Source organism: Paludisphaera rhizosphaerae, from assembly GCF_011065895.1.
Taxonomy (GTDB): domain Bacteria; phylum Planctomycetota; class Planctomycetia; order Isosphaerales; family Isosphaeraceae; genus Paludisphaera; species Paludisphaera rhizosphaerae.
In genome coordinates, this window is sequence record NZ_JAALCR010000032.1 from 23,215 (window position 1) to 48,895 (window position 25,681).

Consider the following 25,681-nt stretch of genomic DNA (forward strand, 5'->3'; position numbering starts at 1 on the left):
GAAGGCGGAAGCCGTTGGGTGCCGGCTGCTTATCGACCTGGGCCGGTGGATTCCGGGACCTCGGATTCAAAGTCGATGATTTTGCCGCCGCCAGAGTTGGCCTCGTCAATCAGTCGTCGATCGGTGGCGTCGCGATCCCAGGCGCGCGCCCCGGCGTTGGCGAGGACCCAGACGCTCGTCTCGGCGGCGGAAAGGGCCTTGAGTCGGGGAGGCCAAAACATGGGCTCCTCGGCGATGCGCGGTTCCCGAGGCGTGCTGGGCGACGTGGGCGCGGGAGCAGGCGTGACGTCGGTGAAAACCGGCGCGGTAGGTAATTCTCCGCCCTTCTTGTCGAAGTACAGGTTGTCCTTGAGATAGACGTCGCACGGTCCTCGACCATCCAGGAAAACCGTCTTCGATGATGTGCTGGGGCCCTTTTTCGCCACGTTGCCCACGATCACAATCGCGCCCCGCTGCCAATCATGGCCGCTCCATTCGCCGGGGTTGAGCGCGTACTGCATCACGCGACCGCCGGGGTTGTGGATCAGGTTATTCACCACCGCACCCCGGGCTCCCCCCTTGAAGAGCGGGTTGCGATCGTCGTTGCTGATGTACAGGTTGCCGATGATCGCGATCTCGGTGGCGTTGTCATGCACGAGCGAGCCCTTCGAATGCTTTCCCTTGGCATGGGTCGAGTTGTGAAGACCCTCGCCGATGATGCAATGGCTGAACGTGACGCGGTGCGATGTGTTCTTTCGCCATTCGTCGGGGTTCGCTCCGTCGAACCGAGGGCCGGAGGCGTTCAGGTTTTCGTCGGTCGCCCAGGTGAGGGAACAGTGGTCGACGATGACGTCGTGCGCGCCGTCGGCCGTGGTGAGTCCATCCACTTCCCATCCGCTCTTTCGCTCACGGGCGCTGGCGCCCGGACGAATCCGGAGGTGACGGACGATAACGTCGTGGGTGGTAATCCCCATGCCGCCGTCGGTGATCGTGATGCCTGGCGTCGGCGCCGTCTCCCCCGCGATCGTAACGAACGGCCGCGCAACCTTGAGCGAGCGCCCTCCCATCTCGATCTTTCCGCCGACCGCGAACTCGATCACCCGAGGGCCGTCGGCCGCCAACGCCTCCGCGAGCGAACCCGGCCCCCCCGCGGCGAGCGTGGTTACGCGGATCACCTTTCCGTCGCCGCCGCCTCGCGTGTCGGTCCAGCCGGGAGGCGTCTCCCAGTCGACCTGAGCTGCCACGGCCCGCGACCCGATCAGGACAAGCGAAGCAACCAGAAATCCGATTGATGCCGACTTCATGAGAGCCCTCGCGGGGTGGAGTGGGGAAGGACTCGGGAGCAGGCCAGGCAGGCGGAACCCGCGGTTCCGCGCCATTCACTTTACTGTCGACCGCAGCGCGAAAGGGCGAGGTCAGGATTCGCAAAGTCAAAAAATGCTGTCAAACTTAGTCGAGGAGCGGCGTGGCGGTTGGCTTGGGGCTCCAACTGGTCTCGACCTTGGAGGTCCAGAGGCTCGTTGGGAAGCCGCGAATGCGCACCCAGGTCTCGAAGGGATTCCCCTTCGCGTCGCGACCGGTGAGGAAGTAGACGTAGTCCTCTCGCCTGGAGGTCCACGTGTAAGGACCGCGGAGAAATCTTGGCGCCCGCCTGCTCAGGATGGTCAGGCCCGACTCCTCGGCCCATCGGCGGAGTCGACGCTCGGCGACGTAGGCGTCCCCGCACACGAGGGCGCAAGCGGCCAGAAGGCTCCCAGCGGTAATCGCGATCGTTACGGCGTCGTAGCCGAACATTTCGTTCTCCACCCGGATTCGTCGCACCGGGCGTGGAACTCTCCTTGAGTTGGGATGGATCGATGGAGTCCATCCCCAGATAGTCCTTTCGGATTCCTCGTCGACTTCTTACGTGGGCGGCTCCGAAAAGATGGAGAAGCCCAAGCGAATGGGTCGCGTGCCCCAGGTGCGCGGAAAGCCCTGAGAAGGTGGCCCGCAATCATGGTACCTTTTCCTGGAGCCCTGCGGGTGCGTTCGCCCTGATGAATGCGAGCCCTGGCCAGGTCTCGGCGTCCGGTTGTCGGGAGTCGCCATGCCTGGACCGATCCTCCTCGTCTTGATCCTGGCGGCCGCGGTGTATCTGGGCGTGATCGTTCATGAGGCCGGTCACGCCCTGATCGGTAGGGCGGTTGGTTTCGTGGTCACCTCGGTAGGGCTCGGCATCGCGGGGCCGTTTCTCGTCCTGCCGATGGGCGGCACGCGGTTGTATCTCGGCTTGACCAGGCCCTTTCAAGGCATCACCTTCGCTTTTCTCCCACGCGTCTACCCCGACCGGAAGCGCATGGCGGCTTTCGTGTCCGGGGGGATCGCCGCGAATGCACTTTGCGCCGCATTGGCGATCGGTCTTGCCTTATGCCTGCCGACCGGCCGACTCAAGACCACGTCCGCCATGTTCGCCGCGATCAACGCTATGCTTGCGACGTCCAGCCTCATCCCCGTCAGCTTTCGCGTGGGCGGGGCGATGTTGCGCAGCGATGGCAGGTTGCTCCTGGACGTCCTCCGCGTCGGCTCTCTGAGGCAGCCGCCAGCGGATGTCATCCAGAACGCGCAGGGATGCCGTCGGCTGTGGCAAGCAGTCGGCGATCGGCTGATGGATCGCCTCTACACGTTGAACGCTGCTTTATCGTGGATCGATCTGGGAGCTACGGCAAAAGCCGAATCGGTCTTTGCCGAGGCGGTCGCCATCGACGTCGCGCACCCGTACATCGATTGGCTGGAGGAAGTCGCACGAACCAACCTGGCACTCGCCAAGGGCGATCCGGCCGAGGCGAGCGCCGCCCTATCGCGGGCGGAGAGCTTTGGCGAGACGTTCGGAGAGGAAGGGGGATACTTGCTCGCCTTGCTGCGAGCCGGCCTGCTGCTGATCGAAGACAGGCAAGGCGAGGCGATGGCGGCGTTGGAGAGGCTGCCGGCCGACCCGGTGGGCCGGACTCGCCCGGAGTTCGGCCTGTCGGCGCTGACCGTTCACCTTCGCGTCGCCTGCGTCGCCGGCGACCAGGCTGCCGTTTCCGAACTGCAATCCCGCTACGAGGCTGAGCGACTGAGACATCTCTCGGACGTGCGCGATTTGCAGGTCTACCGTGCCTTGGCCCACTTCGCCGCGTCGCGCGGCGACGACGCCCGCGACGACTACCGCCGCGCGTTAAAGGCCATGGCACCGCTCGCCGCGGCGTGGCGCGACCCCCATGACAAGGCCGCCTTCGTCGACGCGCATCGCAGCCTGATCGAGGAGGCCATGGAAGCTCTCGGCGTCGAAGACGTGGCGCCTCTCATCGCGGCCGTCGAGACGCAGGAGCCAGACCCCGCCATTCTGGCTCGAGAACAATCGAGGCGACGGTGGGCGCTCCGCTTGATGTTGATCAACGCGGGTTTATTCGTCCCGTTGTGGCTCGCGGCTCTCTCCATACGGCCGCGCGGGGCGCCTATCATTTTCCTGGCGGTGGTGCTGGGGCTCTTCACGGTGCTGGGCGCGATCGGCGTGCTCCTCGATCTGGCCGTTCGCAGGCTCCTCCCCTCGTTGAGGCGACTCTCCGGCGCGATCCTTCTCACCGTGGCCCTGATGCCCTGGCTCGTTGAGTTGATTTTTTGTGTCGTCACCACGTTAACGCCGTGACGGCGTTTCAGAGATCTCGATCGGGCCTGGAACTCGGCGAGCCGATCAAAGGCCGATCCGCCGTGCTGTCCCACACGGATTCGACCATCGACTCCAAACCGGCCTCGAACATCAAACCCTGACGTGAGGCGAGGACGCTCGCCCTGGGGAGAATCTGGCGAAGGGAGGGGGCGTCGATCTCGGACTTCAGCGCGCGAAATAATGGCCGATCGCAGGCGAATTCACGAAGAGCCTCGATCCCGGTCATCGCCAGGGGTAGCCTGAGAGCAGCATTGTGTTGGTGAGGCAGACACGTAGGAATGCCAAGTCTCTCTCGATGGAGATGTCGATGACGCGCATCGTTTGCATCGCGATCGGTCTGGCGGCGTTGTCCGGAGCCGCCCTCGCCGACGAGAAACTCGCGACGATCGAGGGAGCCTGGAGGCAGGTCGAGAGCAAGAACGGCGCTGCGAAGGAATACGAAAAGCTTCCCGATGGCGTGGAAATGACCGACTACATCGTCGGCGGAAGGTTCATCTGGACGATCGTCCAGAATGGGAAGATCCTCGGCGCCGCCGGCGGCCGCTACAAATTGGAGAAGGACAAGTTCACCGAGATCATCGAGTTTGTGAGCGGCGATGGAGTCCCCGACTCGTTCGTAGGGAGCACGTTTGAGTTCACAGTCAAGCTTGAGGGAGACGTCATGACCAAGGTCGGGACGATCCAGTTGGGCGGGCGGGACTCGAAGATCGACGAAAAATGGGTGCGGTGCAAACCTTGAGAGCCGACCAGGGGGCGTCGGCAGTTTCACTCAAGGGGCGCCACGGGAGAGCCATGACCATGCCTGAGCCGACACCGTTTCAGTTCCGGATCTCGACGATCTCCCTCCTTACGGCTGTGGCGGCGCTCACGATCTCGCTCTTCCTGCTCACCGCACGCCACAACGCTCAGCTCATGGAGATGACGCAGAGGCACAACGCCGAGATCGCCTCTTTAACGCGGCGGCACAACATCGAACTGCTTGAGATGACGGCTCGCCACACCACCCAACTCGTCGAGTCCGCCCGCTCGATGATTCAGGTCCAACAGAAGGCGAACGTGCCCTGAGGGGGGGCGGTCGGCGATCGTCCAATTCTTCGTCCACCCGATCGGCAGCGCCTCCGATCGGCGCAGGTCTTCGGCCGGTCGACATGCGGCGAAATCGTTAGGACCAGCAAGCCTGGTCGTTGCGCCGACCAGGGGGGCTCCGCCTGGGCGAGAGGTTGGGAAGTCGGCGGCTGGGGTGGTTGTGGCGATTGCGCCGCTGGTCTTCCTTGGCGGTTTCTCGTCCCGCGAGTGCGTTCTTGCGCCACCCTATTTTACGGAGGGCGATCCTTGGCAGCGTGGTTCTCTACGTCGTGCAATTGGGACGACCACGGAGAGTCTGGTGAGAAAAGCGGACGATCGAACCCGCCGTAAAGGTGAGAATGTCTGAGGAAAACATGTTTGTGGTTATTGGTTTGCGTCGATTCCGGCCGAGCGGCGTCCGGTGCGAAGGAAGCCAATCGGAGCCAAACTCCGGACCGGCTCTGATCGAGGTTGGCGACCAGGATTGCAGACCGCCGCAGTTCGTCTCCGATTGTCGCGGCCCCTCGTTCGTTCCTTCGGGGGGGCCTGCTCCCATTTGAGGAAGGAGTGAGGTCGTCGAGGCTTGGGGGCCTTCTGAGGTTGTGCAACTTCAGGGCGAACCGCTGTAAGCTAAACTGGTGAATGATCGAAAGGGCTGATCGTCGGGGCGGCCCCACGATGTCGAACACTTGCGCCGGGGCGGGATCCGTTTCATGAAGAACGAGGATTTCGAGAAGCTCGGGGTCTTTTATCTGGGCAAGGAGTACGACCTCGGGGAGCGGGCGACGACGCCGAATCTGCTCCTGTACGACTCAAAGCAACTGACGACGCACGCGGTCTGCGTGGGGATGACGGGGAGCGGCAAGACGGGGCTCTGCATCGCCATGCTGGAGGAGGCGGCGATCGACGGCATCCCCGTCATCGCGGTCGACCCCAAGGGGGACATCGGCAACCTCCTGCTCGACTTCCCCCAGCTTCGCGGCCAGGACTTCCTCCCCTGGGTCGACCCCGATGAGGCGTCGCGCCAGGGGATGACCGCGGAGGCCTTCGCCGACAAAACGGCCGAGACCTGGAAGGACGGCCTGGCCAAATGGGGTCAGGACGGCGCGCGGATCCAGCGGCTGATGGACTCGGCCGATATGGCCATCTACACGCCGGGCAGTTCCGCTGGGCTGCCGCTGACCGTGCTGCGATCGTTCTCCGCCCCCTCGGCCGCCCTGCGAGAGCAGGGGGAGGCTTATCGTGAGCGGATCTCCTCGGCCGTCTCGGGGCTGCTGGCACTCCTTGGGATCGACTCCGACCCCATGACCGGCCGCGAGCACATCCTGCTCTCCAGCCTGCTCGACCGCTCCTGGCGCGACGGCCGCGACCTCGATCTGACCGACCTGATCCACGCCATCCAGTCGCCGTCCTTCGACAAGGTCGGCGTCATCGACCTGGAGACGTTCTACCCGGCCAAGGAACGCTTCGCCCTGGCGCTTCGGTTGAACAACCTGCTGGCCTCGCCGGGCTTCGCCGCCTGGATGGAAGGGGACGCCCTCGACGTCGGCGGCCTGCTCTACACGCCCGAGGGGAAACCGAGGATCTCGGTCCTTTCGATCGCCCACCTGAGCGACGCCGAGCGGATGTTCTTCGTCACGATCCTGCTGAACGAGGTCCTCTCGTGGGTCCGCGCTCAGCCGGGGACGTCGAGCCTGCGGGCGATCCTCTACATGGACGAGATCTACGGCTACTTCCCCCCCTCGGCCAACCCGCCCACCAAGAAGCCGATGCTGACCCTGCTGAAGCAGGCGCGGGCCTTCGGCGTCGGCGTCGTGCTGGCCACGCAGAACCCCGTCGACCTGGACTACAAAGGGCTGTCCAACTGCGGCACCTGGTTCCTCGGCCGGCTCCAGACCAAGCGGGACAAGGATCGCGTGCTGGAGGGCCTGGAAGGGGCTTCCAATGCCGCCGGTGCGAGCTTCGATCGGGCCGAGATGGACAAGACCCTCTCCTCGCTGGGCAAGCGGGTCTTCCTGCTCAACAACGTCCACGAGGATCACCCGATCGTCTTCGAGAGTCGCTGGGCCCTGAGCTACCTGAGAGGCCCGCTCAACCGCGACCAGATCCAGACCTTAATGGCCCCGAAGAAGAAGGCGAAGTCGGCCCCCGCTAAGGATCCCGCCGGGGAGACGATCCCAGCCCGGCCCGCGGCCGTCGCCCCAGCCGACGAGACCGGAGACGACGACCCGCCGGCGGCTTCCAAACCGAAGCCCGCGCCCGCCGAGCCCGAGCCTCGTGCGGTTACGGCCGCGAAGACGGCAGTCGGACGCCGCCCCGTCATGCCGCCCGACGTCCCCGAGTTCTTCGTCGTCGACAACGTTCCGTCGGGAAGCCCGCCGACCTACCGGCCCTCGCTGCTGGGGGTGGCTCGGCTGCATTACATCGACAAGAAGTCGAGCGTCGATTACTGGGAGACCCTGGCGGTCCAGCGGCCGGTCGGCGACGAGATGCCGGCCGACGTCTGGGAGGGGGGCAAGCACCTGACCAGCCGGATCCCTGTGCTGGACAAGACCCCCGAGACCGGCGCGACGTTCGCCGACCTCCCCTCGGCGATGGCCCGGGCCAAGAACTACGCGGAGTGGACCAAGGACCTGAAGGCGTATCTCTACCGAGACCGTCGACTCACCATCTGGACCTGCCCCGAGTTGAAGGCGTACGGCCGTCCCGAGGAGACCGCCCGCGACTTCCGGGCGCGGCTCGCCCAGGCCGCGCGAGAGAAGCGCGACGCCGAGGTCGAGAAGCTCCGGGCCGCGTTCGGCCCCCGCCGCGCCGACCTGGAGAAGAAGCTCAAGGCCGCCCACGAGGCGCTGGAGAAGGAGCAGGCCAAGGCGTCGAAGTCGGGCTGGGACGCCGCCGTTTCGTTCGGGACCTCAGTCCTGGACGCCTTCACCGGCCGCAAGACCTGGACGAAGACCAACGTGACCAAGGTCGGCAGCGCCGCCAAGGCCGCGAGCAAGGCCATGCGCGAGCGCGGTCAGGTCGGCTCGGCCCAGGACCGGGTCGACGACCTGAACTCGCAGTACGTCGAGCTGGAGACCGAGTTCCAGACCGAGCTTGAGCACATCAAGACCACCCGCAGCCCGGAACTGCTCAAGCTCGTCCCGCTGGAACTCACGCCGCGCAAGTCGGACGTCACCATCGACCAGGTGGTCCTCGCCTGGACGGCCGGCCCGCTGCCGGAGGACGGCGAGGCGTGACCACCGCGGCTCTTCCGATCTCACGCCTTCGCCGAAACGGCCGTCGTCGCCTCGTCCCCGACCATGATATGGGGACGGGGAACGACCGGACGCTGAGCGACGGCCGGCTTGAGGCGGAGCTTCATGAACGGCCGTTCGATCAACCGCAGGCTGACGCCGGCGAAGACCAGCGCAACGGCCCACGAGATCAGGAAGTGCGTCACCACGTTGAGGTGCGGCCGGAACGCCACCATGATCATCAACTGGATCGGGTACGCGTACAGGTACAGGCCGTACGAATAGTCGCCGGTCCAGTTCAGCTTCGCCGCCCGGGCGCCTGGCCGGAACGCGGCGAAGAGCAGGGCGTAAGCCCCGAAGACGGGGAAGGCCAGATTCATCACCCGGTACGGCCAGGTCTGGTAGGAGACCATCGCTCCGCCGAGCCAGGCGAGGGCCGCGAACGAGACGGCCATCCAGCCCCAGGAGACCCGGATCTTGTCTCGGAGGGCGTAGGCTACCGTCCCCGACAGGAAGCAGGTCAGAAGCCTGGGGTGCTGCCCTTCGATGCCCGCCTGGACCCCCAGGGTGATCGAGGCGATGTAGACCCCCCACGCGGCCAGCCACATCGCCGCCACGGACCAGCGTCGGCGGAGCAGGCCGGCCGCTCCGACCATGCCGATAAACAGGTAGTAATAGAAGTCGTAGCGAATCGTCCAGAGCGAGCCGTTCACACCCAGTTCGCGAAAGTCGAGCCAGAGGGCCGGAATCGCCAGGCCTGCGAACGTGGCTTCGGGCGGTCGCCTGATCCCTCGGGCCGCGAGCCAAGGCGCTGCGACCAGGCTGGTGAAGGCGACCGCCGCGAAGAAGGCCGGATAGATCCGAGTCGCCCGGCGTGTCAGGAAGTCCCCCCACCCGCGCGACCCCGCCCAACTCGCCGCGACCAGGAAGCCGCTCAGGACGAAGAACGCATCGACCGCCATCCCACCCATCGTGTACTGGCCGGAGGTCAACTTGATCATCGGGTCGTGGCTGATCGAGAGGCCGTGCATGCGCAGGGAGTGCGACAGGACGACCGTCGACGTCAGTACGAATCGCAACAGCCCCACCGCGTTGTCGCGGTCGCCCCGCGGCCGTTCCAGCGTTGTATATGTTTTCATGAGAATTCGCGAAGGCCGGCGGGCCGACGCGCTTCGGGGTGGTTTGGGGCGTCGCAGGTCCGAAGGCGGCGTGGGGCGAAGCCGGATGCGGGGCGCAGTCTGGCACGTCGCCCGGCGCTTGAGCCGCGCGGACATCCAGAGCCGAAGGTTCGGTTTGATTATCGGGCAAATTGTGCTCTCGACTTGATCTTCCGAGAGCGCCTGTCTTGCCTATTCAGCCTTTTTCATCTTCGAGTTGCTTGCGGGCTGCTTCGATCGCCTCGAGTTTCTCAGGGCTGACTTCGGGGTATTTGGGGTCAAGCTCCTGAACGGCCCTGGCGATCGTGTGGGCGACGATGGCGCGGGCGGCCCACTTGTGGTCGGCGGGAACCACGTGCCACGGCGCCCACTTGGTGCTGGTCGCGTCGATGGCTTCTTCATAGGCCTTCATGTAATCGTCCCAGTAGCCGCGCTCAGAGATGTCCGAGGGGGAGAACTTCCAGTGCTTCGACGGATCTTCGAGCCGCTGGAGGAATCGCTTGCGTTGTTCCTTCTTGGAGACGTTCAGGAAGAACTTGAGCACCTTGGTCCCGTTGCGGGTCAGGTGCCGCTCCAGGTTGTTGATGTCCTCGAATCGGTCGGTCCAGAACGAGCCGTCGATCTCGGCGTCGGGGATGCGTTCGGCCTGGGCCAGCTCGGGATGGACGCGGACGACGAGGACTTCCTCATAGTACGACCTGTTGAAGATGCCGATGCGTCCGCGCTCGGGGAGGGCCTTCCAGTAGCGCCAGAGGTAGTTGTGGTCGAGTTCCTCGGAGGACGGCTGCTTGAAGCTGAAGACCTGGCATCCCTGGGGATTGACGCCCGACATCACGTGCTTGATCGTGCCGTCCTTGCCGGCCGCGTCCATGGCCTGAAGGACGACGAGAACCGACCAGGTGTCCGAGGCGTACAGCCGATCCTGGGCCTCGGCCAGTTCGGCGACGCTTGTGGCCAGGATCTTCTCGGCGAACTTCTTCCGCTCGGCCTTGGGCACGTCCTTGTCGCCGGCCCAGTCGGGTTCATAGTCCTTGAGCCGGAACTTCTTGTCGTGTGGGACGCGGAACTTCGCGGCGATCTCTTCCAACTTCGGCGTCGGCATCGCGGAACTCCTGGTGTGAGCCGGGGGAACTTCCCTTTTACGACCTCCCGAGGATCGCGTCGATCACCCAGCAGCCGCGTGAATGACCTTCAGGCGACTCGCAGTGAGCGAGCACTTCAGCGTCGTCGCATCCGGCGGCTCGAAGAGCCGCGCCTAGTTCGGGCATGCGGCCGAAGTCTCGTTCCTCGTAGATTCGTCGGGCGAGGTTCTCCACTTCACTGGTTCGCCAGGCGGGATCGAATGGCGTGGGATGATCTCGCTCGCCGAAGACATCGTGGGCCGCGCGCAGGACGTGTCGATGCCAGGACAAGACCCATTTGTCGTATGTCGGATCTCCGATCGTGCAGTCGGAATAGTCCTCCGCTTGTTCGAGGAGGTTTTTCGTGAAGTAAGTGTGAAGGTCTTCCGCCGCCGCCCCAACCGCATCCAGAAGGGGATTTCCCATCTCGGGCCCATCGTTCCGGGTCGCCGCCTCGTAGGCCGCATCGGCGGCCGGTTGCAACTCGGATGCGTCCGCATCGCCGTCGGCGAAGCGCTCGGCCGTATCGATAGCCGCGAAAGCCTCGGGCTCTTCACTCTCGCGGGCGAGATAGAGGAAACGTCTCACGCACGCGCAAGCAAACAGCCTGGACTTGCGCTCGTTTGCATTCGCAAGCACCCATTTGATCCAGGACACTGAATCGGCGCCGACGCTCTGATCATCACTCATGGTGCGCTCCCCCGATCGGGGTCAAGGCTTGCGAGCGACCTGCTCGGCCTGGTCCAGCCGGACGAGCGTCGCGCGGGCCAGGTCGGCGGCGACGGAGCCGGCGACGGGGTGGTCGCGGACCCATCCCAGGTGTTCGCGGGCCTCGGCGGTCTTGCCTCGTCGCAGGAGGCCGACGGCGAGGATCGTGTGGGCCTCGGCTCGCTGGAGGTCGTTGGCGGCGGCTTCAAGAAGCGCAGGCTCGGCGAGGTCGCCGTCCAGGTGGAGCAGGAGGGGGCGCGGCCAGGCGGAGTTTGGCGGGAGCTTCGCGCGGGCCTCTTCGAGGAACGCGTACGCGGCCGGATCGCGGCCAACTCGTCGTTCGGCCAGCGCACCGAGGATCGCCATATAGGCCGAAGCGGGGTCGCTCCAGCCCTTGAGGTTCAGGAACGCGCGGGCGTCCGTCTCGGCCCCGTCGACGTCGGCGCAGAGGCGAGTCCAGCCGCGGGCGATGTACGATTCGGCGCGTTGCGGATCGGCGGCGACGGCGCGGTCGAAGGCGGCGACGGCGGCAGGCCAGTCGCCAGCGGCCTGGAGCGATCGCCCTTCCTTCAGGGCGAGTTCGGCCTCGCTATCGGGTTCAGGACGAGGAGCGGGCGTCCGCACGGCCATCCGTTCGCGGGTCATCTCGGCGAGGACTTTCGCCGGGCCGCCGTACGACGCGAGCAGCCGTGGGTCGGCCTTCTCGACGGCCTGGTAATCGGCCAATGCCAGCTCGGTGAACCCGAGTTTGGCATAGACGTTCCCTCGGTTGAAGTGGACGATCGCGTTGTTCGGCGCGAGCTTGACCGCTTCGCCCAGGTCCTCCATGGACCGTTCGTATTCGCCCAACATGAACAGGGCGAGGCCGCAGTTGGTCCGTGCGCCGGCGTTCTGAGGGTCGAGCTTGATCGCGCGGTCGAGGTCGGCGACAGCCGCCACGTAGCGGCCGAGGTTGTTGTACGCGGCCCCTCGGTTCTGATAGGCCTTGGCGTTGTTCGGGTCGATCTCGATCGCGCGATCGAGCGTGACGAGCGCCTCCTCATTGCGGCCCATGCGGACGAGGACGCCGCCGCGGTCCTTGAGGTTCTCCGAGTCGTCGGGACGAAGGTTTGCGACGGACTCGAAGTCGGCCAGGGCCGCGGTGTTGCGGCCCAGCTTCGACCGCAGCGCCCCGCGCAGCCGGTAGCCGAAGACGTCGTTCGGGTCGACGGCGATCGCCTGCGTGTAGGCGGCTTCGGCCTGTTCGTTCTGCTTCATGTCTTCCAGCAGGCGTCCGCGATTTGCGTGGGCGCGGGCATAATTCGGGCCCAGCCGGACGGCCTCGTCCAGATCGGCGAGGGCTCCGTTGTTGTCGCCCATGACTCGGCGGACGTCGCTGCGGCCGATGTAGCTGTTCGGGTCGGAGGGGTAGAGGCGGATCGCCTCGTTGTATTCGTCGATCGCCTCGGCGTTGCGATTCAGGCGGTAGTAGACCTGCCCCAGGCCCGCGTGCGGCGTCGCGCGCTCACGCTTCGCCTCGGGCGATCGGACGTCGAAGGAGGGGCCGCCTCCGCCGAGGGCCCCGCCGTCGGCCATGTTGATCAGCGATGGAGCAGGGGCCTGCGACGCGCGGATCGCCCGCGTGAAGGAAGCCTCGGCTTCGCTGAGCCTCCCCAGCATCACCAGGGCGACGCCGCGATCGCTCCAGGCGGAGACGTAGAGCGGCTGGGCCTGGATGGCCCGGTCGAAGTCCTCCAGCCCCTTCGACGGTCTCCCCATCATCAGGTGGACGTTGCCGCGTCGGGCGAGCGTCTGGATGTCGCGGGGATGATGCGAGAGAACGGCGTCGAACCGTTGCAGGGCCTCCGCGTAGCGGCCGGCCTGGGCCAGCGCGGCCCCTTCGACGCGAAGGTCGTTGTCCGAGGCGCGCGAGGCGACATCGCCTCTCCAGGCCAGCAGCGCGCAGGCTGCGATCAGGAGCTTCTTCACCGTCATGCGAACGACCGTCCTTGGTCAGGCGTCGTCGTCGATCGGGGCCGATTCCACCTCTTTCCTCATCGGTCCGATGGCGACCCGGCGCACGCCCTCGCGGGCCCGGGAAATCGCCCGTGCGTCGGGTTGTCGCGGGGCTGCCGGCCTTCGCAAAGAGGCTCGTTCGCACGAGGATTCCTGGCGTCGCGAAGGTCGGCCCTGTCCGGGATGCGCCGGGGGCGCCGCGCGGTCAGCGCTTGACGATCGCGACGGCGGACCCACGGACCTCATTTCAGGTCCGCGACCGACCTCGCGAGGCTCGATGAGAATTGGCTCATCGTTTTGCTGAGGGCCGCCGCCGTACTTGTGGCACGGTTTATCTGCTGCTGAAGGCTGATCAGGTCGAGTTGATAGGACGATTCGGAGAATTGGAAACTCAGGCCGAGTCCGCTCTGGGACAGGCGGTTCTCCAGTCCTTCGACGACGAGGCGGCGGGAACGGCGGGCAGGCGACGAGTGGAACATGGACGGTCTCCCGACGATCAGGGATGATCTCCGGCGGAGCCTCGCCCCGCCTGACTATCCTGAACGTCGGGCGTGTGACACGATCTTTTCGACGGCGATTCCTACTCAGTCTCTTCAATCGAACGGACGACCTCGCGGACCTGATCGGGAAGCTCCGCGTCGCCCATGTCGGACCACTGGCCCAGAACCAGAATCGTCCGCCGGGGGGTGCGGAAGCAGCGGATCGACGCGGCGTTGGTCATGTCGAGCGTGACGAACTCCAGGTCATGGCCGGTCGCCGCATGGTCGTTGATCGTTTCCAGCACGGGTTGGGCGTCCAACTCGGGGTAATCGTCGCGCATCGCCTGGAGCGCAGCGTCGGCGATCTCGGCTGGGTCGGGTCGCGAGTCGTCGGTCTGGATCACGGCGAAGCCCAGGCCGTCCGGCGCCTGCACGGCCACCGTCCGCACGGATCCGTCCTCGGTCTCTTCAAGCACCCAGTCGGGAGGGTACTCGAAGCGGAGACCCTGCTCGTCGTACGTCTGGATCGACACGCGCGCCTCCTTCATCGTCGGGAAACCGTCACGACCGGGACGGCTGCCGCATTCCCGATTTTTGCGAAGATCGGGACGACGATCGTACCGCGCGACGGCTCCGCCGCCAATCGGAGCCGCCTCCCATCCTTGACCTTCGGCGGAAGCGTCTCCTATAGTCTCGGTCTCACTGAGGTTTGTGACGACGCTGAAGGGAGGGAGCGATGCGAGCGATCACGGCGGGGGTTTTGGCGGTCCTCATACTCGGCGGTGTCGCCTCGGCGGCTGACCGCAAGCCGAACGTGGTGTTCATCCTGGCGGACGACCTTGGGTATACGGACGTCGCCTGCTACGGCAGCCGGTTCTACCGGACTCCCAACATCGACCACATGGCGACCGAGGGGCTCCGGCTTACCGACGGTTACACCTGCGGCCCCAACTGCCAGCCGACGCGGGCGACCCTGATGAGCGGCCAGTACGGGCCCCGGACGGGTGTCTATACCGTGGGCTCCATCGAGCGGTTCGCCTGGCGGACTCGCCCCCTCCGCCCGGCGGACAACGTCCAGAAACTCCCCCTGGAGACGTACACGCTCGCCCAGGCGATGAAGGACGCCGGTTATGCGACGGCTCACTTCGGCAAGTGGCATCTCGGTCAGGACGACGCCCACCACCCGCTGAAACGAGGCTTCGACGAGTCGATCGTCTCGATGGGCAAGCACTTCGACTTCGAGACGATCCCCAAGGTCGACTACCCCTCCGGCGAGTATCTGGCCGACTTCCTGACCGATAAGGCCGTCGATTTCATCGCCCGCAACAAGGAGCGGCCGTTCTTCCTGGCGCTGCACCACTTCGCGGTTCACGCACCCCACAACGCCAAGCCCGAGGTCATCGCCCGGTTCGTGGGCACGAAGCCGGAGGGGGGCCATCACGACCCAACCTACGCGGCGATGATCGCCAGCGTGGACGAGAGCGTCGGCCGGATCATCAAGACGATTGACGACCTGGGCCTGGGCAAGGACACGCTCGTCGTCTTCACCAGCGACAACGGCGGCGTCGGCGGCTATTCCCGAGAGGGGATCCCCGCTGGTAAGGAGATCACCGACAACGCGCCCCTCCGCGGCGGGAAAGGGATGCTGTACGAAGGCGGGATCCGCGTCCCCTACGTCTTCCGATGGACCGGGAAGATCCCCGCCGGGACGACCAGCGACCGGCCGATCAACAGCGTCGACCTGTACCCGACCCTGCTGGAACTCGGCGGCGGCCAGGCGAAGTCGAAGCTCGACGGATCCAGCTATCTGCCGTTGCTCCTCAGCGGCGGTCGCGAACGACCCGACCGCGACCCGATGTACTGGCACTTCCCCGGCTACCTGGGAGCCTCTCGCGGCCACTGGCGGACCACCCCCGCGGGCGCGATCCGCGACGGAGATTGGAAGGTCGTCGAGTTCTTCGAGACCAACAAGGTCGAGTTGTACAACCTCCGCGACGACCCCGGCGAGAAGCACGACCTGGCCGCCGAGCAGCCCGACAAGACCAAGGCATTGCACGCAAAGCTTGTCGCCTGGCGGAAGGCCGTGAACGCCCCCATGCCGACCCCGCACAAGCCCGACCCGAACGCCGTGGCGAAGAAGAAGGGCGGGGGAGAAGACGGCGACGAGTGACCCGGTCCGTCGATCATTCGACCAGGGATTTCAGGGCCTCGATGAGTCGCACCGACATCGTGGCACGTCGGCGCTGGGCGTCGTGAAAGCGGCGCCACTCGCGGACGTCCTCGGGGCGAACCTGCACGCGGACGTCCGGGCCCACTGCGCGGCCGTTGCCGCCGGCTTCCTTGCTGTAGACGCAGACGACCTGGGCGGTGTAAACCCCCGTGGGAGGATCGACCCGCGGGTGGAGGTAAGACCAACCGTCGCCGTTCCAGATCGATACGTTGCGAACGATGGATTCGCCGGCCTTCAGAACTGGCGGGGCCGGCGGGCCCGCGGGAGCATCGTCCACCAGGCCCAAGGTCTTTAGGCTGTTGGTCGCCGGTCCCGAGAAAGGGGGGAGCAGGGGAAAGCCCGATTCCTCCACCAGCCTGACGCCGACTCCGATGCACTGGTCGAGCTTCACGCCGTACGGGCCGGCGGCCAGGTCCTGACTCGAAGTATTGCGAATGGTGACTTGAAGGCGACCGGCGAGGAGGGGATTCGATACGGCCCCTGCAGGGAAACCGCCGGGTTTCTGCCGGCGATCGTCTGGAGCATCGGGACGATCGTGGACCTCGGCCGGATCGAGGACTTTCACTTCGACGACGAGGCCGTCTTCGTTGGGCTGAACCGGGCGAGCGAGAACGCGGAGGTCGAGCGGCCCGCGCTCCTTGGAGATCATGAACATGGCTGCGACGGTGGCGAGCGTCGTCGCGATGAGCACGCCCGCCAGTCGCCATCGTCTCAAGGGTATGTTCAACGCTTCATGGGATTCAGGATTTTGGCCCGGCCGCGCGGAAAGCGCGGCCGGACCAAAATCCAGTCGCATGTTCAAGGCAAGGTCAAATCAATAGGCGTCGGAGCTGATGACCTCGCCGCCTCGCGACGACGCGATGGCCTGGTAGGTGGGCACGCTGACGGAGTTCTTGATGAACTTCACGCTGCCGTCGCAGAAGCCGACGTTGGCGCCGCCGGAGTGGTTGCTACGGGCGGCGATGATCACCAGGCCGTTGGTTCCGCCGATGCACGGCGGGTTCTTCTGGAACGGATAGTTGCAGTACCCAGAGCTCTGCATCCAGTCGGGCTTCGACGAGTTCGGCGGCAGGTAACCGGAGAAGTTGGCCGCGTACGCCCAGTGCGAGAACCCGCGGAGGTCCCAACTGGCCCCCGATTGGCCGACGAGGACCTCGGACGTCATCATCGTGTTGCTCAGGCCGTCGCTGATCGACGAGAACCGGATGGCGCCGTTCGTCGCCCCCTGGCCGCCGCCGGTGCTGATGTCGGCCAACGGGGCGCCCATGTCGCCGAATGGAGCGCCGAGGAACGAGTAGGTGACGCCGTTGTCGACGAAATACGGCTGGAACGTGCTCCCCACCACGCTCCCCTGCTGCATGGTGATGTTGCCGAAGTTGACGACGTAGTTCTGCGAGGTCACGTTCATGCCCAGGGCGGCGATCCCCACGGTCGCGGTGTTGCCGCCGTCAGAGGGACACATGTACGCGTTGACGCGAGTGGAAGTGACCGTGATGTTGCAGACGCCGGCGTAGCGGAAGTTGCCCTCGGTCGCGTAACTGGCCGTCAGGGCCGAGTTGTTGTTCCCGGAAGCGTTCCACGAGTTGAACAGGGCGGACTGTTCCACGAACGGCAGCACCGGGATCAGCCAGGAACCCCAGCAGCAGCCGCGCATGCCCTGCGGAAGCACGCTGTTGGCGCTCTCGTAGTTGTGCATCGCGAGGCCGATTTGCTTGAGGTTGTTCACGCACTGGGCGCGGCGGGCGGCCTCGCGCGCCGCCTGGACGGCGGGGAGCAACAGGGCGATGAGCACGGCGATGATCGCGATCACCACCAGCAACTCGATCAGGGTGAAACCGGAAGACCGACGCGAATCGTTCATCAGGGAAAATCCTTGGATGTGATGATGCGGCGAGCGGCACGCGGACGTCGGCGTGCACAAGACTGCTTGCGGTTGGGAGGCTTACTTGCTCGTCAACGCGAAGTCGGCTGTCGTGGAACCACTTGACCTGACTTCCGCCCTAAGCGTGGAGGCTGTGTTGTATTGCTTGGGAATGGGGTCGGGCTTGGGTTTCTTGGGAGGCATCCCGGGCGCAGACTTCTCAAGCGCGCCCTCGGGCCCCGAGCCGGCCGACCGGATCGAGACCTTGTACTTCCCGGGCGTCGGCCCAGTCTCCGAGTCGATCGAATAAGAGCCGTCAGTGACGACGCCGCCGGCCGGAACGGCTCCCGCAGAGCCATCCGCCGGGTCGAACGAGATCATCCCCTTGGCCAGGGGCGTCCCGTCGAGAGTCACCTTCCCGTACACGGCCTTGCGGTCCAAACCGTCCGGCGATCCACCCCCACAGCCCAATCCCAACAACGACGCAACGAACGCAACCGACCAGCCGGCCGTTCGAAGCGTGCACGCTACATGGCGAATGACGCACCTCCTCAGAAATCCAGGACGGTCGAAGCGGTCTGCTCGAGGCGCAGGCCGACCCAGGCAGCGGAGTCGGTCGACGCCGTACACAGGTGCAATGGTGGAGCTACGAAGGGATCGTTCGAGACTCTGGACGCCTGTGGGAAAGGTCGGTCCAGCGAAAGACTGCGAGAACGAATGCAGCTATGGATTCGGATATCAGGGGAGAGTTACTAGTTAATTATCGCCCGGCTTCGACGGAGTCAAAGAATTTCATCGCGATCATGCCTTTTTTTTCACGAAGGATTTCGTTGATGGCGCTCCGGGTACGTCTCCACTAATGCGGCCCACATGGCCGTGTGCGGCACATGGTGGTAAATTGGAGGAGGGCGGGCGCGCGATCGGAAGTCGCGGCCGCCGTCGAGGAGGAAGTGATGAGGATTTTGTCGGGGATTCAGCCTTCGGGCGCGCTGCACATCGGCAATTACCTGGGCGCCATCCGCCAGTACGTCGCGCTTCAGGAGGGTAATGACGCCTATTACTTCGTGGCCGATTATCACGCTCTGACGAGCGTCCGGGATCCCGCCCTGCTGCGGAAGTACGTCTCCGACGTCCTGATCGATTTGCTTTCACTCGGGTTGGATCCCGATCGTGTTGTGCTGTTTGTGCAGTCTGACGTGCCTGAAACGGTTGAGCTGTCCTGGTTGTTGACGTCGGTGACGCCGATGGGCTGGTTGGAGAAGTGCGTCAGCTATAAGGACAAGGTGCAGCAGGGGCTCCCCGCCGAGCACGGCCTCTTCGCGTACCCCGTCCTTCAGGCCGCCGATATTCTTCTATATGACGCCGACCTCGTCCCCGTGGGCCAGGACCAGAAACAGCATCTTGAGATCACCCGCGACGTCGCGGAGCGGTTCAACAACGTCTACGGCAAGAAGAAGGAAGTCTTCCGGCTGCCCGAACCCTACATCCTGGACAGCGTAGCCGTCGTTCCCGGGTTGGACGGTCGGAAGATGTCCAAGAGCTACAACAACACGATCGAGATCTTCGACGAGCCGGCCGTCATCCGGAAGAAGGTCAAGAAGTTCGTCACCGACAGTACGCCCGTGGAGGCTCCCAAGAACCCCGACACGGATCCGCTCTTCGGTCTCTTCAAGCTGTTCGCCAAGCCTGAGGACCGCGACGAGGTCGAGCGCCGGTATCGCGAGGGGGGGATCGGCTACGGCGAGGTCAAGATCCGGCTCGGCGAGGCTCTGGTCGAAACCTTCGCGGCCGCTCGCGAACGTCGGGCCGAATGGGTCGCCCACCCCGAACGCGTCGCCGAGGTCCGCGCCGCCGGCGCCGCCAAGGCCCGCGCCACCGCCCGCAAGGTCCTCGACCGCGCCCGCTCCGCTTGCGGTCTCGGTTGAGGGCGGATGCTCCCCCTTCCTATCAATTCATCGGAGACTCATATGGGCATGCTCTTTTCCTTGGTCTGGTTCCTGCTCATCGGACTGGCCGCAGGCTGGCTCGCCGGCCAGATGACGAAGGGGCGTGATTTCGGCGCGGTGAACAACATGATCGTCGGCGTTCTGGGCGCGATCCTCGGCGGTTTCCTGTTCGGGATCCTAGGCCTGGGGGCGACGAACATCATCGGCCAGTTGCTGACCGCGACGGTCGGCGCCGTCGTCGTGCTGTTCCTTCTGAATCGGTTCGGAAAGCGACTTTGACGAGAATCGTCGCGTGACCGAAATTTAGAATTCGAATGCCGATAGTTGCCTTGTTCTCGCGACTCCGAATCCCTTAGAATTCCCGCCGGGCTCCGGAGCAACTCTCTTTCTGGAGCCTGGCTGGAAATTATCGACACGTCGTTGTGTCCTCGGGGGTCCTCTCCTCCCCGGTGATGTCGTGGGTTTAGTCTGCGCCGTTCGGTAGAGGAGTTTTTGAATGCGGGTTAATGTTCGAGGCGGAGCTGCGCGCGCTGCGGCGTTTACACTGATCGAGCTCCTGGTGGTAATCGCCATCATCGCCGTGTTGATCGCCCTGCTGCTGCCGGCTGTGCAGTCGGCGCGTGAGGCCGCCCGTCGCGCTCAGTGCGTGAATAATTTGAAGCAGATGGGCATCGCTCTGCATAACTATCATGATGTGAATGGAGCATACCCTCCTCCGCGATTGATGACGGGGAGCTGCACTTCGAAGAACCTGCCGAACGGACCGACGCCGGGTCTGGTGTTGAACACGACGGGCTTCGCTCTGATTTTGAATCAGGTTGAGCAGTCGTCGATGTACAACGCATACAATTTCAGCCAGCCTTCGGCGAACGGCGTAGGGGTCAACGGCTCGCCGAATACCACGCTGCTGGGGTCCTGCTACGCGAATTCGACGGTCGTCGGCGCGAAGATCTCGAGCTATCAGTGCCCCTCGGATGAGGAGATGCCTGTCGAGACCGACACCACGACGAACTTCTTCCGCGTCAACGCGCGGAGGAGCAATTACAAGTTCTGCACTTCTCAGTACACGGATTCCTACTGCGCTGCTTCGGCCTCGCCGAGCAATTCGATCCGCGGGATCTTCTACAGCGACCTTGCCACGAACGTCGCCGCCGTCACCGACGGCACCAGCAACACCGCGGCTGTCGCCGAGGCCCCCCAGCGGACCTACTCGACGAACTGGGGGACCTGGTGGGGCGCAGGCAGCCACACCTCGGTTCACGGCATCGCTTTCCCGCCCTCGGTCGCCGGTTACACGCGGTATCTGCCGAACGGCAAGTACGACAACGCCGCCAACACCCAGAAGCTGCTCTACGCCTGGACTCTGGGAAGCAAGCACCCCGGCGGCCTGAACATGCTCCTCGGAGACGGCAGCGTCCGGTTCATCAAGGATTCGATCAACCCCTCGACCTGGTACTCCCTGCACACCATGGCGGGCGACGAGATCATCAGCGCCGATTCGCTCTGATCGGGCTTTTGCCGACAAGGGGCCTTTTCGGAGGCCCGCCACGATCGGCCTGGATTTTAACGGGCCCCGACCGACCGCAGGCGATGACGCTCTGCGGCTTCGGTCGGGGTCGCTACGCCTTAATTAACTGATCTAGGACAGAAGACGATCATGCTAGTTAGATCATCGCGCAGGGCTTTGGTCCTGCTGGCGGCGGGGCTCGTGGGTTGCAGCGGCGGCGAGGCTCCCCGGCATTCCGTGCAGGGGACCGTAACGCTGAATGGAAAGCCCTATCCTGGCGTCGCCGTCCAGTTCGTTCCGGAACCGACGAACCTGGCGCTCGCGGAAGCCGAAGACGTGACCGGTCCGGAAGGGAACTACAAGCTGATCAACAATGGACGGGCCGGGCTTCCGACCGGAAAGTACAAGGTGATCGTCGTCGCTCGTCCGTCGGCGGAGGAAGCAGCGGCCGATCAGGCTAAGTTCGAGGACGAAGAGCAACGTCGCATGGCGATGATGTCTCTGGGAATCGATCCAGCCAAGAAGGCCGCGAAGGCCGGCAAGCCCGGTGGAGAGTTCCCTGCTGAAGTGACGCCCGGCGAGAACCAACTCGACTTCGACGTGAAAGGAAAGACGAAGTAGGTTGATGCGATCCGGTGCAACGGGAGGGGTGGGACGAATCGCCTTGGAATCAGGGCGAACGTAGGTTACCGTCAAGGGTGACCCTTTCACCACTCCTCTCGCACGCACCGAAAGGACGCATCGCATGTTCGTTCGCCGTTCGCGACGCGCCGTCCTGTGTTTTGTGGTTTTGCTCGCGGCTCTCCCGTCCGTCCGCGCGGGGAGCCGGACGATCGCCCGCTGCGGCGAGGGTTTTCTTGAGGATGTGGACGGGTATCGGGTGCTCCACGTCAAGGGAACGCCCTACCAGATGGGCTTTCAGCAGGGGACGCTCCTTCGCGAGGACATCCGCGAGAACGTCCGCTACCTCTTCGACGTGAAGGGGAAGGAGCTGAAGGTCGAAGTCGCCGGACTCAACCTGCTCAATCCCAGGCGGGTCATCGGCGGGATCGCCGCTCGGCAGAAGAAGTACGTTCCGGAGCGGTTTTTCGAGGAGATGCAGGGGGTCGCCGACGGCGCGGGGCTGCCCGTGCAGGAGGTGATCGACGCCAACTTCATTCCCGAATTGTTCCATTGCTCCGGATTCGCCCTAGGACGCTCGACGACGAAGGACGGCCGGGTCTACCACGGCCGGGTCCTCGACTACGGTTGCGACTGGCGGCTCCAGGAACACGCGATTCTGACCGTCGCCGAACCGGAAGGTCGGACGCCGTTTGTGAACGTGACGTACGCCGGCTTCGTCGGCTCGGTCACGGGGATGAACGCGGAGAAGGTTTCGATCGGCGAGATGGGGGGCAAGGGCCTGGGCCACTGGGACGGCGTGCCGATGTCGTTCCTGATGCGCATGGTTCTGGAGGATGCGAAGTCGCTGGACGACGCCGTGGCGATCTTCCGCGACAATCCTCGGACGTGTGAATATTACTTCGTCGTCGCCGACGGCGAGACGGGGAAGGCCGTTGGGATGGAGGCGTCCTGGGACGCCTTCACCCTGATCGCGATGGGCGAGTCGCATCCCAAGCTGCCCGAGCCGATCGCCGACGCCGTCGTCCTCTCGGCGGGGGACCGTTACGTCGAACTGGCGAAGCGTGTGAAGGAGGGCCGGGGAGGCTTCGATGCGGACTCGGCCCGCAAACTGATGGATCGCCCCGTGGCGATGAAGTCGAACCTCCACAACGTCCTCTTCGAGACGGATACCGGCCGATTCTGGGTGGCGAACGCCGCCAAGGACGGCAGTCCCGCAGCCGAGCAGCCATACCATGCGTTCGACCTGCGTTCTCTGCTGTCGAACCGACCCGACGCTTCGGCGCCGGCCCTTGAAGCGCCCCGTCGGGCCGCCCGCGCTGCCGAGCGCGAGCCCGCCGAGGTGCGATGACGCCTCCCCCCGGCCAGCGCGATTACAGCGGCGTGCGGCTGTCGCGGCACGCCCTGGAGCGCTTCGTCGAGCGGTTCGGCGTCGAACCCGAGGCCGCCGAGGAACGATTGCGGGGGGCCCTGCGTCGGACCCGGCGACTCGGCCGCAACCCGGCCAACAGTGCGATCGCCGTCGTGGCGTTGCACGAGGCCCGCACTCTGGTCGCCATTCTTCAGGAAGGGGCGTGTCTGACCGTTCTGACCTGGAACCAGTTCGAGCCTCGGCTTTCGGAGTTCGGCCGGGCCCGCGTTCCCCGGAAGTGGGGCCGAGCCCTCGGCCGACTGGCCGCGCCCATCGAGCCTCCTCGTCCCGAAGCCGAGCCCGACGTCTGACGCCGGGGCCGGTCGGTCTTCAATCGTCAGTCCATCAAGCCCTCTTCGACGGGCTTCTCGTATCCGAGGCTGCGGAGGACTTCCAGGACCTCGCTCCACGTTGGGAACATCCGGCCGCTTCGTTGCTTGTAGGCGTTCATGGCGAGCATGAATTCCATCTCGGCCTCGCTGTAGTCGCGCTCGCAGGTGGTCGGGTCCACGAACCGCCGCCGGCCGCTGGCGTGACGGGCGACGGCCGCACGAGTGGCTTGCTCGCTGGCCCGGCGGTTCAGCCACTCAGCACCACCCTCGGGGGGGGGCGTCGGATCCTTCGGCTTGGGCTGGGTCATGATGGGGCTCTTCGTCGCCGCAGTGGGGGTCGCCTGGGGTCGTCCGGTGGGCTCGTACATTCCTGGGTCGCTCCTCATGGTTCGTGGCCGTGCGGGGCTTGCCGCGGGCGGCACATGGGGAATCTAAAGCGCCCGGAAGTCGAGTTGGTACAATCGATGTAGTTTTTTCAGGCCTCGCCGGCGTCTCGCGGGGAGGAAAATCCGCGAATCCGGCCTCGCGTCACAAGGTTCTGCGGTGTAGGTATAAAATAGATCGGAGCGTCGCCGATTCCATCGGCATCATGGATGACACCCTGCGCAAGGTCAGGAACTCTCTTATGCCGGAACTCGACGTCGAAACGATCGTGGATCAGCTGACTCACATCGGTCTGATCAGCCGCGATCAGTTTATTGAAGCGCGGATGGAGGCCGAGGACGGCTCGCCCGAGGCCCTCGTCCGATACTGCCTGCGCCGTAGCTGGATCACAAGCTGGCAGCTCGAACGGATGAAGAAGGGGGACGTCACCCATTTCTTCTTCGGCCCCTATCGAGCGCTCTTCCATCTCGCGGAGGGGACGTTCGCGCGAGTCTACCGCGGCGAGCGGACGAACACGGGCGAGGCTGTCGCGATCAAGGTCTTGCGGGGCCGATTCGCCGCCGATCCGGAGGCAGTGGCCGCCTTCCGCAAAGAGGCTGAGGCCGGCATGCGGCTGCAGCACGACAATATCGTCCGCGTGCTCGACTACGGCGATCAGGACGACAAGCATTTCATCATCATGGAGTACGTGGAGGGGATGAACCTTCGCGAACTCCTGCGCCTCCGCCACAACCTGCGGGGCAAAGAGGCCCTGCCGTTGATGATCAACCTGGCCGCGGGGCTCGCCTACGCCCACGGCAACGGCGTCGGCCACCGCGACATCAAGGGGACCAACATCCTGGTCTCCAATTCGGGCGTCGCGAAGCTCGTGGACTTCGGTCTGGCGAACATCGACGAGGACGGCAAGGTCGGGCGGAGCCAGCGGACGATCGACTACTCGGCGCTGGAACGCTCGTGCGGCAGCCCGAAGGGGGATCATCGCTCCGACATTTACTTCCTGGGCTGCGTCTTCTATTACATGCTCACGGGGCAGGTCCCGCTGGAGGACTCTGAGAGCAAGGACCCGCTCAAGAAGATGCTCAAGCGGTCGTTCAGCATCATCCGTCCCATCTCCGAGCATCGCAACGCCCCTGATCCGGCGCTGGCGCAGATCGTCGAGAAGATGATGAAGATGGACCTCCGCTCCCGTTACCAGACCATCAACCAGGTTCTCGCCGACCTGGAAGCCTTCCGCGACGGCAAGCTCGGGACTGACGCCCCCATCTCCGACGACGAGTTGGAGATCGATCCCGAGATCGGCAGCGCCCTCTTCCGCAATCCTTTCATCTCGACCGATCCCGAGGCTCCTGAGAACCGCGCCGCCGCCGAGGAAGCAGCCCTGGCCCTCGATCTTGAGCACTTCGAGTCGCAGCCCGACGAAGCCGATCTCGACGCTCTGCTGGGGACCCCGCCGGTCGAAGCCGAACCTGAGCCCGTGGCGGTCGTCGAGCCTGCTCCCGCGCCCCCCGCTCCCGAGCCCCACGCGGCCGCCCCGCCGACGCTGCTCTGCGTTGAGCCTCTGACCGAGATTCAGGACGTCCTGCGGAAGAGCCTGACGCGCCGGGGCTATCGCATTCTCATGATCGCCGACGCGGAACGCGCGGCCGAGCGTTACGGTGAGGAGCCGGCGGACGCGGTGCTCTTCGACGTCGACGGCCTGGGCCCCCAGGCCCTGTCTCACCTGGAAGCGATGCGTGATCGGGCCAAGGCGGCCTCGGTGCCGTTCCGCGTCCTGGTCCTCCTGGGACCCCGGCAGGGCGCACTCCAGGAGAAGCTGCCGTCGGCCGATCAGCTAGCCGTCCTCTCCAAGCCTCTGAAGCTCAAGGACGTCCTGGAGGCGCTCGACCGCCTCGCGCCGGTGGTCTGAATCGGCGATCAGGTCGATCCGGGAGAATCTCGCCGTCGTTCGGGCAGCCTCTGGC

24 protein-coding genes are annotated in these 25,681 nt (G+C 65.0%); 12 read left to right on the plus strand and 12 right to left on the minus strand.

Annotated features, from left to right (window positions below):
* Positions 1-29 precede the first annotated feature (29 nt).
* Positions 30-1,283: a pectate lyase family protein gene (locus tag G5C50_RS27245; protein ID WP_165074140.1), complete on the minus strand. Its 1,254-nt coding sequence runs from the start codon at positions 1,281-1,283 to the stop codon at positions 30-32.
* Positions 1,284-1,428: 145 nt separating this feature from the next.
* Entirely contained in the window at positions 1,429-1,800 is a 372-nt protein-coding gene (locus G5C50_RS27250) for a hypothetical protein (protein WP_165074141.1), read from the minus strand.
* Between the two features lie 265 nt (positions 1,801-2,065).
* Here G5C50_RS27250 and G5C50_RS27255 point away from each other — a divergent pair, with 265 nt between their 5' ends.
* The 4 genes from G5C50_RS27255 to G5C50_RS27270 all read left to right on the plus strand — a co-directional run bounded on the left by G5C50_RS27255 (position 2,066) and on the right by G5C50_RS27270 (position 7,971).
* Complete coding sequence (locus tag G5C50_RS27255; RefSeq protein WP_165074142.1) at positions 2,066-3,646, plus strand: hypothetical protein; 1,581 nt, start codon at positions 2,066-2,068, stop codon at positions 3,644-3,646.
* A gap of 328 nt (positions 3,647-3,974) precedes the next feature.
* Positions 3,975-4,406 (plus strand): hypothetical protein, encoded by a 432-nt coding sequence (locus G5C50_RS27260; RefSeq protein WP_240907388.1) that lies wholly within the window; start codon positions 3,975-3,977, stop codon positions 4,404-4,406.
* 59 nt (positions 4,407-4,465) lie between these two features.
* Complete coding sequence (locus G5C50_RS27265) at positions 4,466-4,732, plus strand: hypothetical protein (RefSeq protein WP_165074144.1); 267 nt, start codon at positions 4,466-4,468, stop codon at positions 4,730-4,732.
* Positions 4,733-5,445: 713 nt separating this feature from the next.
* Positions 5,446-7,971, plus strand: a complete 2,526-nt coding sequence (locus G5C50_RS27270) for an ATP-binding protein (RefSeq protein WP_165074145.1) — start codon at positions 5,446-5,448, stop codon at positions 7,969-7,971.
* A gap of 20 nt (positions 7,972-7,991) precedes the next feature.
* On the opposite strand, the gene G5C50_RS27275 is transcribed toward G5C50_RS27270, so the two are convergent.
* The 6 genes from G5C50_RS27275 to G5C50_RS27300 form a co-directional block, all read right to left on the minus strand.
* Positions 7,992-9,107: an acyltransferase family protein gene (locus G5C50_RS27275; protein ID WP_165074146.1), complete on the minus strand. Its 1,116-nt coding sequence runs from the start codon at positions 9,105-9,107 to the stop codon at positions 7,992-7,994.
* A gap of 214 nt (positions 9,108-9,321) precedes the next feature.
* Positions 9,322-10,227, minus strand: a complete 906-nt coding sequence (locus G5C50_RS27280; RefSeq protein WP_165074147.1) for a polyphosphate kinase 2 family protein — start codon at positions 10,225-10,227, stop codon at positions 9,322-9,324.
* A 37-nt stretch (positions 10,228-10,264) separates the two neighbouring features.
* Positions 10,265-10,936 carry a hypothetical protein gene (locus tag G5C50_RS32440; protein WP_206107879.1) on the minus strand — a complete coding sequence of 224 codons (672 nt, stop codon included), beginning with the start codon at positions 10,934-10,936 and terminating at the stop codon, positions 10,265-10,267.
* A gap of 21 nt (positions 10,937-10,957) precedes the next feature.
* Positions 10,958-12,928, minus strand: coding sequence for a tetratricopeptide repeat protein (locus G5C50_RS27290; RefSeq protein ID WP_165074148.1), 1,971 nt, complete (start codon positions 12,926-12,928; stop codon positions 10,958-10,960).
* A 263-nt stretch (positions 12,929-13,191) separates the two neighbouring features.
* A complete protein-coding gene (locus tag G5C50_RS27295; RefSeq protein WP_165074149.1) occupies positions 13,192-13,428 on the minus strand; it encodes a hypothetical protein in 237 nt (78 codons plus the stop codon).
* A 101-nt stretch (positions 13,429-13,529) separates the two neighbouring features.
* The gene (locus G5C50_RS27300; protein WP_240907389.1) at positions 13,530-13,961 is read right to left on the minus strand and encodes a hypothetical protein; all 432 of its coding nucleotides are present in this window, start codon (positions 13,959-13,961) and stop codon (positions 13,530-13,532) included.
* Positions 13,962-14,164: 203 nt separating this feature from the next.
* On the opposite strand from G5C50_RS27300, the gene G5C50_RS27305 reads away from it, so the two are divergent.
* A complete protein-coding gene (locus G5C50_RS27305; protein WP_165074151.1) occupies positions 14,165-15,598 on the plus strand; it encodes a sulfatase in 1,434 nt (477 codons plus the stop codon).
* 13 nt (positions 15,599-15,611) lie between these two features.
* Here the strand turns inward: G5C50_RS27305 and G5C50_RS27310 are convergent, their stop codons facing one another.
* The 3 genes from G5C50_RS27310 to G5C50_RS27320 all read right to left on the minus strand — a co-directional run bounded on the left by G5C50_RS27310 (position 15,612) and on the right by G5C50_RS27320 (position 17,960).
* Positions 15,612-16,373, minus strand: a complete 762-nt coding sequence (locus G5C50_RS27310) for a hypothetical protein (RefSeq protein ID WP_165074152.1) — start codon at positions 16,371-16,373, stop codon at positions 15,612-15,614.
* Positions 16,374-16,472: 99 nt separating this feature from the next.
* Entirely contained in the window at positions 16,473-17,519 is a 1,047-nt protein-coding gene (locus G5C50_RS27315; protein WP_165074153.1) for a DUF1559 domain-containing protein, read from the minus strand.
* An 81-nt stretch (positions 17,520-17,600) separates the two neighbouring features.
* Entirely contained in the window at positions 17,601-17,960 is a 360-nt protein-coding gene (locus tag G5C50_RS27320; protein WP_240907390.1) for a hypothetical protein, read from the minus strand.
* Between the two features lie 512 nt (positions 17,961-18,472).
* Here G5C50_RS27320 and trpS point away from each other — a divergent pair.
* The 6 genes from trpS to G5C50_RS27350 all read left to right on the plus strand — a co-directional run bounded on the left by trpS (position 18,473) and on the right by G5C50_RS27350 (position 23,315).
* Positions 18,473-19,444: a tryptophan--tRNA ligase gene (gene trpS, locus G5C50_RS27325; RefSeq protein WP_165074156.1), complete on the plus strand. Its 972-nt coding sequence runs from the start codon at positions 18,473-18,475 to the stop codon at positions 19,442-19,444.
* Between the two features lie 48 nt (positions 19,445-19,492).
* Positions 19,493-19,744: a GlsB/YeaQ/YmgE family stress response membrane protein gene (locus tag G5C50_RS27330; RefSeq protein ID WP_165074158.1), complete on the plus strand. Its 252-nt coding sequence runs from the start codon at positions 19,493-19,495 to the stop codon at positions 19,742-19,744.
* Positions 19,745-19,961: 217 nt separating this feature from the next.
* Complete coding sequence (locus tag G5C50_RS27335; protein ID WP_165074160.1) at positions 19,962-20,972, plus strand: DUF1559 domain-containing protein; 1,011 nt, start codon at positions 19,962-19,964, stop codon at positions 20,970-20,972.
* Between the two features lie 150 nt (positions 20,973-21,122).
* On the plus strand, positions 21,123-21,593 hold the full coding sequence (locus tag G5C50_RS27340) for a carboxypeptidase-like regulatory domain-containing protein (RefSeq protein WP_165074161.1): 471 nt from the start codon (positions 21,123-21,125) through the stop codon (positions 21,591-21,593).
* Positions 21,594-21,717: 124 nt separating this feature from the next.
* Positions 21,718-22,944, plus strand: coding sequence for a C45 family autoproteolytic acyltransferase/hydolase (locus tag G5C50_RS27345; protein ID WP_165074163.1), 1,227 nt, complete (start codon positions 21,718-21,720; stop codon positions 22,942-22,944).
* Positions 22,941-23,315 (plus strand): hypothetical protein, encoded by a 375-nt coding sequence (locus G5C50_RS27350; protein ID WP_165074165.1) that lies wholly within the window; start codon positions 22,941-22,943, stop codon positions 23,313-23,315. Before G5C50_RS27345 ends, G5C50_RS27350 begins: the two co-directional genes overlap by 4 nt.
* 26 nt (positions 23,316-23,341) lie before the next feature.
* Here G5C50_RS27350 and G5C50_RS32445 read toward each other — a convergent pair whose 3' ends face one another.
* Positions 23,342-23,704 (minus strand): hypothetical protein, encoded by a 363-nt coding sequence (locus G5C50_RS32445; RefSeq protein ID WP_206107882.1) that lies wholly within the window; start codon positions 23,702-23,704, stop codon positions 23,342-23,344.
* Positions 23,705-23,961: 257 nt separating this feature from the next.
* On the opposite strand from G5C50_RS32445, the gene G5C50_RS27360 reads away from it, so the two are divergent.
* Positions 23,962-25,626 (plus strand): serine/threonine-protein kinase, encoded by a 1,665-nt coding sequence (locus G5C50_RS27360; protein WP_165074166.1) that lies wholly within the window; start codon positions 23,962-23,964, stop codon positions 25,624-25,626.
* Positions 25,627-25,681 lie beyond the last annotated feature (55 nt).

Coding starts and splice junctions, on each gene's coding strand:
- G5C50_RS27245 (WP_165074140.1), bottom strand. CDS start 1,283: ATGAAGTCGGCATCAATCGGATTTCTGGTTGCTTCGCTTGTCCTGATC.
- G5C50_RS27255 (WP_165074142.1), top strand. CDS start 2,066: ATGCCTGGACCGATCCTCCTCGTCTTGATCCTGGCGGCCGCGGTGTAT.
- G5C50_RS27260 (WP_240907388.1), top strand. CDS start 3,975: ATGACGCGCATCGTTTGCATCGCGATCGGTCTGGCGGCGTTGTCCGGA.
- G5C50_RS27265 (WP_165074144.1), top strand. CDS start 4,466: ATGCCTGAGCCGACACCGTTTCAGTTCCGGATCTCGACGATCTCCCTC.
- G5C50_RS27270 (WP_165074145.1), top strand. CDS start 5,446: ATGAAGAACGAGGATTTCGAGAAGCTCGGGGTCTTTTATCTGGGCAAG.
- G5C50_RS27275 (WP_165074146.1), bottom strand. CDS start 9,107: ATGAAAACATATACAACGCTGGAACGGCCGCGGGGCGACCGCGACAAC.
- G5C50_RS27280 (WP_165074147.1), bottom strand. CDS start 10,227: ATGCCGACGCCGAAGTTGGAAGAGATCGCCGCGAAGTTCCGCGTCCCA.
- G5C50_RS32440 (WP_206107879.1), bottom strand. CDS start 10,936: ATGAGTGATGATCAGAGCGTCGGCGCCGATTCAGTGTCCTGGATCAAA.
- G5C50_RS27290 (WP_165074148.1), bottom strand. CDS start 12,928: ATGACGGTGAAGAAGCTCCTGATCGCAGCCTGCGCGCTGCTGGCCTGG.
- G5C50_RS27295 (WP_165074149.1), bottom strand. CDS start 13,428: ATGTTCCACTCGTCGCCTGCCCGCCGTTCCCGCCGCCTCGTCGTCGAA.
- G5C50_RS27305 (WP_165074151.1), top strand. CDS start 14,165: ATGCGAGCGATCACGGCGGGGGTTTTGGCGGTCCTCATACTCGGCGGT.
- G5C50_RS27315 (WP_165074153.1), bottom strand. CDS start 17,519: ATGAACGATTCGCGTCGGTCTTCCGGTTTCACCCTGATCGAGTTGCTG.
- trpS (WP_165074156.1), top strand. CDS start 18,473: ATGAGGATTTTGTCGGGGATTCAGCCTTCGGGCGCGCTGCACATCGGC.
- G5C50_RS27330 (WP_165074158.1), top strand. CDS start 19,493: ATGCTCTTTTCCTTGGTCTGGTTCCTGCTCATCGGACTGGCCGCAGGC.
- G5C50_RS27335 (WP_165074160.1), top strand. CDS start 19,962: ATGCGGGTTAATGTTCGAGGCGGAGCTGCGCGCGCTGCGGCGTTTACA.
- G5C50_RS27340 (WP_165074161.1), top strand. CDS start 21,123: ATGCTAGTTAGATCATCGCGCAGGGCTTTGGTCCTGCTGGCGGCGGGG.
- G5C50_RS27345 (WP_165074163.1), top strand. CDS start 21,718: ATGTTCGTTCGCCGTTCGCGACGCGCCGTCCTGTGTTTTGTGGTTTTG.
- G5C50_RS27350 (WP_165074165.1), top strand. CDS start 22,941: ATGACGCCTCCCCCCGGCCAGCGCGATTACAGCGGCGTGCGGCTGTCG.
- G5C50_RS32445 (WP_206107882.1), bottom strand. CDS start 23,704: ATGTACGAGCCCACCGGACGACCCCAGGCGACCCCCACTGCGGCGACG.
- G5C50_RS27360 (WP_165074166.1), top strand. CDS start 23,962: ATGCCGGAACTCGACGTCGAAACGATCGTGGATCAGCTGACTCACATC.